Consider the following 10,764-nt stretch of genomic DNA (forward strand, 5'->3'; position numbering starts at 1 on the left):
CTGCGCACCGCCGCTGCCGTCCTGCTCGTCAACGGCTTCTGGTACGTCACCGGCTGGTCGCACGGGGCCGGCGCCGCGACCTGGGCGAGCCTCGTCTGCGTCCTGCTCGCCGCCCATGCCGACCCGCGGGCGGAATCCCGCGCCTTCCTGATCGGCGCGCTGCTCGCCGCCGTGGTCGGGCTGACCCTGCGCTACACCCTGCTGACCACCACCGGGAGCTTCGTGCTCCTGGCCGCCGTGCTGCTGCCGGTGGCGATGCTGGCGGTGGTCGGCCGGGCCGACAAGCGTGCGATCTACGGCATCGGCTTCGGCTTCTTCGTCTTCGGCGTCCTCGATCCCAAGAACCCGATGACCTACGACCTCGCCGACTCGCTCAACACCGTGCTGGCCGAGCTGCTCGGGATGGCGGTGGCGGCGGTCGCGTTCGCCGCCCTGCCGCCGCCGGTGAGCCCCGCGACGCTGCGGCTGCGGGCCCGCCGCCGGCTGGTCCGGTCGGTGCGCGGCGCGGCCCTCGACCCGGCGCTCCTGCTGCCGCCCCGCGATCGCTATCTCGCCCGGGGCTTCGGCCGGCTTGCCCTCATCGGCGCGGATGAGGCGATGGCCCGGGGCGGCGAGCGCCTGCTCGTCATCGGGCTCCTGCTGCTCGCCCTGCGGGAGACGAACGACCGGGAAGGCCGCCGCGTCGGCCGGGCGGTCTGGGCCCGGCTCGCCGTGTCCCGTCCGGCAGAGGCGGATGCGGTGCCGGATCCCTTGCGCGAGCTCGCCGACCGGGCGACCCTGCCGCTCCAGGCGGAGCGCATCGGGGCGCTGGCCGCCCTCGTGTCGGATCTCGACCGCGCGGGCTGGCCGAACCTCGATCCGGGGGTGCGGGCGTGATCGGATTGCGGGCGGTCGACGTGCTGGGGCTCTACGTCGAGCCCGCGGTGATCTGCCTGCTCGCCGCCCTGGTGATCACCTGGGGCCTGCGCTGGATCCTGGACTGGATCGGCATCAACCACCTTGTCTGGAACCGCGCCCTGTTCGACTTCAGCCTCCTGACCGCCGTGACGGCGCTGCTGATCCTGTCCCTGCGCGTCCAGGGTCCGTGACATGGCCACGACCCCGCGACCGTCCCTGCGCGACTGGCAGCCGCCGCCCGCCTACAACGTCGCCGCCACCCTGCTGGCGCTGGCGGCGGCCGTGGGCCTCGCCTACCTCGCCTTCCTCTACTACGCCTACACGCCCTGGACCCGGGACGGGCGCGTGCGCGTCTACACCGTGCAGGTGGCTCCCGAGGTCTCCGGGACGGTGGTGGCGGTCCGCGTCCGGGACAACCAGTTCGTCCGCAAGGGCGACGTGCTGTTCACGATCGATCCCGGCACGTTCAGGAATGCCGTGACCCAGGCGGAGGGCGCCCTCGCCAGCGCCCGGGCACAGGCCGGCTACCTCGCGGGGATCGCGCAGCGCACCGCCGAACTCGACGATCTCGCCACCACCCCGCAGCAGAAGCAGACGACCAGCGGTCAGGCGCAGGCCGCCCAGGCCAACGTGGTCCAGGCGGAGGGCGCGCTGGCGCAGGCGCGGCTCAACCTGGAGCGCACGACCCTGCGGGCCACCGTGAACGGCTGGGTCACCAACCTGCTGCTGCAGGAGGGCGGGTTCGCCGCCACGGGGCAGCCGGCGCTGACGCTGGTCAACGGCGACAGCTTCTGGATCGAAGGCTACTTCGAGGAGACTCAGTTGCCGCGCATCGGCGAGGGTGACGCCGCGCGGGTGTCGCTGATGGCGTGGCCGGACCGTCCGATCCAAGGCCGGGTGACCGGCCTCGGCCGCGGCATCAGCGTCGCCGACGCCGCCCCGGGCGTTCAGGGGCTGCCGACGGTCAACCCGATCTTCACCTGGGTCCGGCTGGCGCAAAGGGTGCCGATTCGGATCGACCTCGACGACGTGCCGTGCCCGATCGTGCTGGCGGCAGGGATGACGGCAAATGTCGCGATCCTGCCCGAGAAGGCCGGATCCCCGGACGCCCTGCCGCCCGACCGGCGCACCGGCGCGGCCGCCGGCCAGCGCTGCGAGGGGGCGCCGGTCGTCGAGTCGCGGCGCTGACGCGCACGGCCCTCGTCGTGGCATGCCCGCCGCCGGGAAAGCCGGGGCGGCGACCGCGTTAGACCGGCAGGCGCGCCGACATGCGGCGCCCGCGATCGCGATGAGGATCCGATGGACTACAGGCAGTTCGGACGCTCCGGCCTTACCGTGCCGGTGCTCAGCTTCGGCACCGGCACCTTCGGCGGCACGAACGAATTCTTCCAGCGCTGGGGCCAGACGGACGTCGCGGAGGCGACCCGCATGGTCGATCTCTGCCTCGATTCCGGGGTCAACTTCTTCGACACGGCCGACATCTACTCGGGCGGCGCCTCCGAGGAGATCCTGGGTCAGGCCCTCAAGGGCAAGCGCGACCGGGCGCTGATCTCCACCAAGGCGACCTTCCGGTTCAACGACGACCTGAACCAGGTGGGCTCCTCGCGCTACCATCTGGTCCGCGCCTGCGAGGCCAGCCTGAAGCGGCTCGGCACCGACCATATCGACGTCTACTTCATGCACGGGTTCGATGCGCTCACCCCCGTGGACGAGACCCTGCGGGCGCTGGACGACCTCACCCGCGCGGGCAAGATCGGCTACATCGGCGCCTCGAATTTTTCCGGCTGGCAGCTCATGAAGGCGCTCGCGACCTCGGAGCGCCACGGCCTCGCCCGCTACGTCGCCTACCAGGGCTACTATTCGCTGATCGGCCGGCACTACGAGTGGGAGTTGATGCCCCTCGGGATCGACCAGGGTGTCGGCCTGATGGTCTGGAGCCCGCTCGGCTGGGGCCGCCTCACCGGCAAGATTCGCCGCGGACAGGCCAACCAGAGCGGCCGCATCGCCGCCGGTGGCGCCGAGGGTGGGCCGCCTGTCTCCGACGAATACCTGTTCGGCGTGGTCGACGCCCTCGACGCCGTGGCGGCCGAGACCGGCAAGACGGTGGCGCAGGTGGCGCTCAACTGGCTGCTGACCCGGCCGACCGTGTGCAACATCGTGGTCGGCGCCCGCACCGAGGAACAGCTGAAGCAGAATCTCGGCGCTCTCGGCTGGACCCTGACCGCCGAGCAGGTCGCCCGCCTCGACGCGGCGAGCCACGAGACGCCGATCTATCCGTACTGGCACCAGAAGGGCTTTGACGAGCGCAACCCGAAGCCGACGGTCTGGTAACCAGCGGCGCGCGGCCGGGACCCTGAGGGCGGAAATCGGAAACGATGCGTTTCGATCGTTTCTGTTTCAACTCGGGCGGTCCCGGTCCAGGATGCCTGCGGATGGCCGGCCGATCCCGAACGATGTCGGCTCCGCCATCCGGGGCGCCGCGCAGCAGCCGATGGCGCTCCTCCCTCCCCGCGCGAAGGAGCAAGGCGATGAGCTGGCACAGTGCCGAGGATCCGATCCCGGGCGACCATTTCAGCTGCGACGCGATCCGGACCCTGATCGTGCCCCGCTCGCGCGATCTCGGCTCCTTCGCGGTGCGGCGGGCGCTGCCCTCCACCGAGTGCCGGATGGTCGGCCCCTTCATCTTCTTCGATCAGATGGGCCCCTCCGAGTTCCTGCTCGGGCAGGGCATGGACGTGCGGCCGCATCCGCATATCGGCCTCTCCACCGTCACCTACCTGTTCGACGGCGAGATCATGCACCGCGACAGCCTCGGCACGGAGTTGCCGATCCGGCCGGGCGAGCTGAACTGGATGACCGCGGGCCGCGGCATCACCCATTCGGAGCGCACGGCCCCGACGCTGCGGCAGACCGGCTCCCGGCTGTTCGGCATCCAGAGCTGGGTCGCCCTCACCGACCGGGACGAGGAGAACGCCCCCGCCTTCGAGCATTACGACGCCGCCGCGCTGCCGGTCCTCACCGGCGAAGGCAAGACCGTCCGGCTGATCGCGGGCGAGGCCTTCGGCGCACGTTCGCCGGTGCGCACCTCGAGCCCGATGGTCTACGCCGACGTGGCGCTCGAGGCCGGGGCCGTCCTGCCCCTCGATCCGACCTACGACGAGCGGGCGATCTACACGGTGGCGGGCGCCATCGAGATCGCCGGCGACGGCTTCGGGCCCGGCCAGCTGCTGGTGTTCCGGCCCGGCGACCGCATCAGCGTGCGCGCCCTGGAGGGGGCCCGGTTCATGGTGCTGGGCGGCGAGCCGATGGATGGTCCACGCCACTTGTGGTGGAACTTCGTCTCCTCCCGCCCCGAGCGGATCGCGCAGGCCAAGGAGGATTGGCGCCAGGGCCGGTTCGACACGGTGCCGAACGACGCCGAATTCATCCCCCTGTCGGAGGATCCGCAGCCCGTCCGCTACCCCTGAGCCGACAGCCCGATCCGGCGGTCCGGCGTGCAGCGACAGGCGATCATGGCCGCTCGAACGCAACCCTAGCGCGAGTGTTAAGGAGTTGTTAACCATTTTCCATCGGTGTGGGACGGACACCGATGCCTCATCGGAGGCTTGCGCTGCACCCTGCCGGCAGGACGCGTGATGGAACAGACGAAGCACCCCAAGGCCGAGACGCTGACCCCGATCGAAGCCGCCGCGTGCGACATCCGCGAGCCGACGACCCGGATCCGGACCGGCAACTTGGTCCTTCTCGCCGCGGACGAGCGCGCCACCGCGCAGGGCCGGAACCCGAACCCGTCGCCGGTGGAGCGGTGGCCGGACCTGCTGGAGCGGGTGCAGGGCGCGGCCCGGTACATCCGGGACGTCGAAGACCGGGCGCAGGAGCAGGAGACGCACGTCCAGGATCTCCTGCGGCAGGTGCGGGCCGACATGGATGCGGCCCGCGCCCAGGTGCAGGCGGCCGAGCGGGAGACCCACGAGGTCCATGCGCAGGCGATCAAACTGATCCAGGCCGCCGAGGACCGGGCCGCGGCCGCCGAAGAGCGGGCTGCAGCGGCGGAACTCATGCTCCAACGCATCGCCGAGACGATCGACGCGGAGTTCGTGACGCAGGCGGGCCCACAGGACGCCCGGACCCGGGCCTCCGCCACCCGGGCGGCCTCGTGACCCGCGCGGGCCCGGCCGGATCGCGGCGGCGATGAACGCGGCCTTCTGGGCAGAGCTCGACGCACGCATCGCGCGCGCGGAGCCGGCCCCGTCGACCGCCGACGGCAATCCGGCGGTCGCCGGGCCGCTCCCGGTGGCGGCCTCCGGAGCGGGTCCCGAGACGCCGTCCGAGCCACCGTCCGAGCCACCGTCGCGGCCGGGTGCGGACTGGAGCCAGGTTCTGGACACGCTGTCGGCCGCGAGCATCGCGGCCCAGGAGCAGGATCAGCGCCTGCGCCAGCGATCCGCCACCTGCGAGACCCTGTCTGCGGAGCTGCAGGCGGCCCGGCAGGAAATCGAGGCGCTGCGGGCGCATCTGCAGGAGGTGCAGACCCAGGCGGCACTGCGCGTCCGCGAGGTCGAGGCGCTGGCCGACGGGCGGGTCCGGGACGCCGACGAGCGCGCCGAGGCCGCGATCGTGCGGGCGGAGTCGGCCGAGGACTGGCTCAAGCGTATCGAACAGGCCAGCCGGGATCTGCTGCCGGACGGCCGGCATGCGGCCGCCTGAAGCGCGGGACGCCGGGCCTTTCGGAAACGCCGGTCTCCCGGTGGGTCATCGGCCCCGGGAAGACGGCCCGTTGCCCGGTCAGGAGAACCTCCTCGTCGGAATCCGAGGTGGGTCGGCCTCAGCCCGTCGGGATCCGCCGGCTCAGGCGGCCCGGTCGCGGGGCACGCCCTGGGCGATCGCACGCGCCAGCGCGGCCCGGCGTTCGGCATATTCCCGCGCGACCATCGGATAGTCGCCCGGCAGGCCGAAGCGGGCGCGATAGCTCTGTGGGTCCAGCCCATGCGCCGTCAGATGGCGCTTGAGGGTCTTGTAGACGCGCCCGTCGATGAAGCTCATGATGCCGTCGGGCTGGACCGAGCCGCGGACCTGCGCCGCGCTCGGCTTGTCGAGCCGCACCTGCAGATCCGGGGCCGCCGTCACCGGCCCGCTCCCGGGATACGCCAGCGCGCTGATCGCGCTGTGGCACTGCGCGATCAGGGCCGGCAATTCGGTGACGGGGACCCGGTTATTCGACACGTAGGCAACGACGAGCCCAGCAACCAGCTCGATATTGGATTGGGGGCTCATCGGAGTCGATGGGGACACGGGGCGGCCTCCTGAATGGGATGAAAACCTTCATAGGTTGGTCCGTCCCATTGCGCTTGCCTGGAAGCGTGCTACCGTTTTCCTGAGCGCGCACGCGGGCGCCCGAATACAAGAAGTTGCAATGAGGACTTTGTTCTCGACGGCGGATTACGCGCCAGAAGACAGTTTCCGCTTCTGGCGTGAGACGATCTTCGATCGCATTGTGCCTGTCGAACTTACGCCCACCGCCGCTCACGGATTCGCCGGCTCCCTGGAGGCCGCCGAGGTCGGACCTCTGCTCATCACGCGGGTGACGCAGAGTGCCGTCACGACCGTCGCGACCCCGGACACGATCCGGCGGCACGGCAAATACGAGACGCTGAACGTCGCGATCACCCTGAAGGGCCGCGTGTTCAGCGCGCAGGACGATCGCACCGCGATCCAAAATCCCGGCGACATCGTCGTGATGGATCGGCGACCGGCCGTCATGGGTTCGGATGGCGACACGCAGACGCTGTTCATCGAGATGCCGCGCGCGTGCCTGGAACGGGCGCTCGGCTCGACGCGCCGCTTCACGGCCCTGACGATCGGGGCCGACCAAGTCGGCACGTCGATGGTCACGACCTTCTTCCAGGAGCTCGCCCGCACCGCCGGTCAGATGACCCCGGACATGGCGAACCGCATGGCCTCGATCGGCGTCGACCTGGTGGTCGCCAGCATCGCGGAGCGCCTCGCCCACGAGCCCCCGAGGAACATCCAGGGGATCCTCATCTTTCAGCGCGCCTTGGCCCATATCGAGGCCAATCTGGGCGACGTGAATCTCGACCCCGCCCAGCTCGCGGCGGCGGTCGGCGTGTCGCTGCGCCACCTGCAGACGCTGTTCCGCGAGCAGGACCGCAACATCGCAGACTGGATCTGGCGGCGGCGTCTGGAGAGCGCCGCACAGCGGCTCACGGATCCCGGCTTCAGCCACCTGTCCGTGGGCGAGCTGGCCTATAGCTGCGGCTTCAGTACCCAGAGCCACTTCAGCCGACGCTTCAAGGAGAGCTACGGACTCTCACCGAGCGATTACCGGAGGGCGCCCGGGATCGCGGGCTGACGGCCGGCTATTGGGGACGGGCCCCCGCGGAGTTCGCCCGGATCCATCCCGGCGCGAGGATGTCGCCGTCCTCCGTGATGATCCACGGGCTGGCATCCTCGGCGTCGATCGCCGCGACCGCGGCGGCCAGGGCGGCCCGCAGCGTCGGGAAGCTGCGCGAGTCGGCGACCCGGGCGGGCGCGTAGCCCGGCCAGAGAGTCAGTTCGGCGGGTCTGTCGAGGTCGGTCGGCATCATGGCGTAGGCGGGTCTGGAGGGGCACGCCGCCGATGCCGCGGACGTGCAGGGGAAGCGAGCGGAGCGCGGGAGGCCTCCGGGGCCGCCCGCGGAGCGGAACGCGACGCGCGTTCAGGCGGCTTTCGGCTTCGGCCGGGGAACACGCACCTCGACGGTTTGTCCGGTCAGCGGATTCAAGATCAGCATGGCAGCACGTCTCCGGTGGAACTGCCCGTAGAACGCCGGCCGATCGCATCCGGATCGGGGCGGTCGGTGCAAGTTTGCCGATTGGGTAAACCAATCGTTCACCGTGGCGGCGGGCCGTCCATCCGCCCCGTGATCGCCCCAGGATAGATCCGGGTCGCCGCGCCGATGGAAGGCCGCGCGCATACCGCTTTAGGAGGAGGTCCGACCCGGGCGCAGATCGGGCGCAGATCGCGCGCAAGCGGGCCGACCGGGCGCCGCCGCGACGCGACCGCGCCGGCGGTGCGACGGGCCCCGACATCCCGAGCGCGGCAGTCACGGGCCGAACGGCCCGGTTCGATCAGACCCGTTCGGGCTCCGCCAGCAGGATGGCGGCGCGGATCGCCGCCCGGCGCAGTCCGGTATCGGCCCAGGGCTGATCGATCAGCGTCCGGGCGAAGGGATGCGAGGCCACCGCCGCCGCAGGGTCGATGCGGAAGCCGTCCCCGAACGCCACAGAGCCGGGCGTGGGATCGGCCAGATACGCGTCCACGACGGCCGAGACGTCGTCATCGACGATGTCGAGGGTCGTGAACAGGTCGAGGGTCATCGGGCGCTTCGCCATGGCGGCGCTATAGCGGCGTCTGCACGACAGGATCACGGCTCCCGCCCCGGGCCGCGGCGCCCCGTTCAGTACGCGTCCGGCACGTACATCTCGGCGGGGACCGGACCGCGCACGTAATCCGCATGCCGCAGGCGGGCCGGCAGGTGGACCGGCGGGTGCTCCACGCTGCCGTACGGGATCTGGCCGAGCAGATGGCTGATGCAGTTCAGGCGGGCCCGGCGCTTGTCCACCGCCTCGACCACCCGCCAGGGCGCCTCGGGGATGTGGGTGCGCGCCAGCATGTCCTCCTTCGCCCGCGTGTAATCCTCCCAGCGCCGACGCGACTCGACGTCCATCGGCGACAGCTTCCACTGCTTGAGCGGATCGCGGATCCGCATCTGGAAGCGGAATTCCTGTTCCGCGTCGGTGATCGAGAACCAGTATTTGAGGAGGACGATGCCGGAGCGCACCAGCATCCGCTCGAACTCGGGCACCGAGCGGAAGAACTCCTCGACCTCCGCCTCGGTGCAGAAGCCCATCACCCGCTCGACCCCGGCGCGGTTGTACCAGGACCGGTCGAACAGCACGATCTCCCCGCCGGCCGGCAGGTGAGAGACGTAGCGCTGGAAGTACCATTGCGTCCGCTCGCGCTCGCTCGGGGCCGGCAGGGCGGCCACGCGGCAGACGCGGGGGTTGAGGCGCTGGGTGATCCGCTTGATCACGCCGCCCTTCCCGGCCGAATCGCGGCCCTCGAAGAGGACGACGACACGCAGCTTCCGATCCTGCACCCAGTCCTGGAGGCGGACCAGTTCGTGCTGCAGGCGCAGCAGTTCGCGGAAATAGACCTTGCGGTCCAGGCGCTCGGGCTGTGCGCCGTCGGCGGCGAGCCGATCGAGGCGCTCCTCCTCGAGCCCGAGTTCCACCTCCTCATCGTAGCTGTCGGCAAGGTCGCGCCGGATCGCCTCCAGGGCGGCATCCAGGGCAGCACTGTCGTCGAGCCTCATCGCGGGTCCCCCTGCGTGTCGGACGGCCGAGCTAGAGCAGCCTTCCGTGACAGGCCTGAGAAGCGATCGGCCCGCGGGCGGACGATCCGGTATCGCACCCGTGATCGTTCCGTCATACGCTTCGGCCACGGAGCACCGCGACCGGAGACGCGTCATGGCTGGAGAAGCGACGAAGCCCCCGCCGGGGCGGGCGCCGGACGATCTGGATCCGGCGCGGGCCGAAGGCGAGAAGGTCGGCGCCCGGATCGACGCGGCGTTCGAGAAGCTCGCCAGGAAGATGCGCGCCCGCGCCGACAAGGCTCATGGCAAGCTCGATGCGGCGACGCCGGCCGAGAAGCGCGCGGTCCTGCTCCGCCGCTACGAACTCTACGCGGATGCGGCGGCCTATCTCGAAGAACGGCTGGTGCAACGCGGGGAGCGGTCCACGTGATCTGCACCGACCCGGCCGGGCGCGTCGCCGCCGGCCGCAGCTGACGGCGAGGCCCGACCATGTTCGACGCAACCAAGATGCTCGCCGATGCCCTCGGCGAGCACCTCGCCGTCACCTACCAGCGGACCTTCGGCAGTCGGGAGCCGCGCTATGCCGAGATCATCGAGGCCTCGGCGCGCCTGACGATCGAGCGGATCGTCGGGAGCGATGCCCTCTACCATGACGGCGATCATACGGCCCTCGTCACCCTGGTCGCCCAGGACATCCTGCGCGGCCGCTTCCTGCACGAGGGTGTCACGCCGGAGGACTGGCTGCACATGATCCTGGCCGCCCTCTACCACGACATCGGTTACGTGCGCGGCGTCTGCGCGGGCGACCGGGCCCAGGCCTTCGTCATCGACGCGCGGGGCGGGACCGTGTGCCTGCCCCGCGGGGCCTCCGATGCGGCGCTGGCGCCGTATCACGTCGAGCGCTCGAAACTCGCTGTCCAGGAGCGCTTCGGCACGCACGATCTCGTCGATGCGGGCCGGGTCATCCGGGCGATCGAGCTGACCCGCTTCCCGGTGCCGGAAGACGACGCGCATCGCGAGACCGGGACCGAGGCGGGCCTGTTGCGGGCGGCCGACCTGATCGGGCAGCTCGGCGACCCGCTTTATCCGCGCAAGTTGAATGCGCTGTTTCACGAATTCGCCGAGATCGGCGTCAACGCGGAACTCGGCTACGACAGCCCGGCCGACCTTGCCGAGCGCTATCCGTCCTTCTTCTGGGGCAAGATCGAGCCCGTGATCGGGGATGCGATCCGCTTCCTCGACCTCACGGTCGAGGGCCGGGGCTGGGTCGCCAACCTCTACGCCCATGTCTTCGCCATCGAACACGACCGCCGCCGCATGGGCCCGCATCCCGGATCGGGGCCCGTCTGAGGCCGGCGGGGCGTCCGGCGGGAAGACGCGGTGGGCCGGCCGGGCGAGGCCGCTGTCGCACTCGACGCGGCCGCCGGGGCGCGGCGTCCGGCCTATCGCCGCGGGCGCCGGTCGCTCACGGATGCCTGTGGATCGGATCGAC

At 71.0% G+C, this 10,764-nt stretch carries 14 protein-coding genes; 10 read left to right on the top strand and 4 right to left on the bottom strand.

What is annotated here, in order from left to right:
* From I53_RS29625 to I53_RS29655, 7 genes are all read left to right on the top strand, one after another.
* The coding region (locus I53_RS29625; RefSeq protein WP_043357877.1) for an FUSC family protein at positions 1–876 on the top strand (876 nt) is incomplete at its 5' end.
* The gene (locus I53_RS29630) at positions 873–1,088 is read left to right on the top strand and encodes a DUF1656 domain-containing protein (RefSeq protein WP_236952766.1); all 216 of its coding nucleotides are present in this window, start codon (positions 873–875) and stop codon (positions 1,086–1,088) included. The genes I53_RS29625 and I53_RS29630, both read left to right, overlap by 4 nt.
* Position 1,089: 1 nt before the next feature.
* The gene (locus I53_RS29635) at positions 1,090–2,085 is read left to right on the top strand and encodes an HlyD family secretion protein (protein ID WP_051045125.1); all 996 of its coding nucleotides are present in this window, start codon (positions 1,090–1,092) and stop codon (positions 2,083–2,085) included.
* A 111-nt stretch (positions 2,086–2,196) separates the two neighbouring features.
* Entirely contained in the window at positions 2,197–3,228 is a 1,032-nt protein-coding gene (locus I53_RS29640) for an aldo/keto reductase (protein ID WP_043357881.1), read from the top strand.
* A 197-nt stretch (positions 3,229–3,425) separates the two neighbouring features.
* Positions 3,426–4,364: a pirin family protein gene (locus tag I53_RS29645; RefSeq protein ID WP_043357882.1), complete on the top strand. Its 939-nt coding sequence runs from the start codon at positions 3,426–3,428 to the stop codon at positions 4,362–4,364.
* Positions 4,365–4,532: 168 nt separating this feature from the next.
* On the top strand, positions 4,533–5,057 hold the full coding sequence (locus tag I53_RS29650) for a hypothetical protein (protein WP_051045126.1): 525 nt from the start codon (positions 4,533–4,535) through the stop codon (positions 5,055–5,057).
* A 31-nt stretch (positions 5,058–5,088) separates the two neighbouring features.
* Positions 5,089–5,604 carry a hypothetical protein gene (locus I53_RS29655; protein ID WP_043357884.1) on the top strand — a complete coding sequence of 172 codons (516 nt, stop codon included), beginning with the start codon at positions 5,089–5,091 and terminating at the stop codon, positions 5,602–5,604.
* 141 nt (positions 5,605–5,745) lie between these two features.
* Here the strand turns inward: I53_RS29655 and I53_RS29660 are convergent, their stop codons facing one another.
* Positions 5,746–6,189, bottom strand: coding sequence for a MucR family transcriptional regulator (locus tag I53_RS29660; protein ID WP_374701394.1), 444 nt, complete (start codon positions 6,187–6,189; stop codon positions 5,746–5,748).
* A 121-nt stretch (positions 6,190–6,310) separates the two neighbouring features.
* Here I53_RS29660 and I53_RS29665 point away from each other — a divergent pair, with 121 nt between their 5' ends.
* Positions 6,311–7,267, top strand: a complete 957-nt coding sequence (locus I53_RS29665; RefSeq protein ID WP_043357887.1) for a helix-turn-helix domain-containing protein — start codon at positions 6,311–6,313, stop codon at positions 7,265–7,267.
* 7 nt (positions 7,268–7,274) lie between these two features.
* Here the strand turns inward: I53_RS29665 and I53_RS29670 are convergent, their stop codons facing one another.
* The 3 genes from I53_RS29670 to ppk2 all read right to left on the bottom strand — a co-directional run bounded on the left by I53_RS29670 (position 7,275) and on the right by ppk2 (position 9,272).
* On the bottom strand, positions 7,275–7,502 hold the full coding sequence (locus tag I53_RS29670; protein ID WP_043357889.1) for a hypothetical protein: 228 nt from the start codon (positions 7,500–7,502) through the stop codon (positions 7,275–7,277).
* A gap of 523 nt (positions 7,503–8,025) precedes the next feature.
* Positions 8,026–8,289, bottom strand: coding sequence for a hypothetical protein (locus tag I53_RS29675; RefSeq protein ID WP_043357891.1), 264 nt, complete (start codon positions 8,287–8,289; stop codon positions 8,026–8,028).
* Positions 8,290–8,354: 65 nt separating this feature from the next.
* Positions 8,355–9,272, bottom strand: coding sequence for a polyphosphate kinase 2 (gene ppk2, locus I53_RS29680; RefSeq protein ID WP_043357892.1), 918 nt, complete (start codon positions 9,270–9,272; stop codon positions 8,355–8,357).
* Positions 9,273–9,426: 154 nt separating this feature from the next.
* Here ppk2 and I53_RS29685 point away from each other — a divergent pair, with 154 nt between their 5' ends.
* Positions 9,427–9,702, top strand: coding sequence for a hypothetical protein (locus I53_RS29685; protein WP_043357894.1), 276 nt, complete (start codon positions 9,427–9,429; stop codon positions 9,700–9,702).
* A gap of 59 nt (positions 9,703–9,761) precedes the next feature.
* The gene (locus tag I53_RS29690; protein WP_043357896.1) at positions 9,762–10,622 is read left to right on the top strand and encodes a hypothetical protein; all 861 of its coding nucleotides are present in this window, start codon (positions 9,762–9,764) and stop codon (positions 10,620–10,622) included.
* Positions 10,623–10,764 lie beyond the last annotated feature (142 nt).

This window comes from Methylobacterium sp. B1 (genome assembly GCF_000333255.1).
GTDB classification, from domain to species: Bacteria; Pseudomonadota; Alphaproteobacteria; order Rhizobiales; family Beijerinckiaceae; genus Methylobacterium; species Methylobacterium fujisawaense.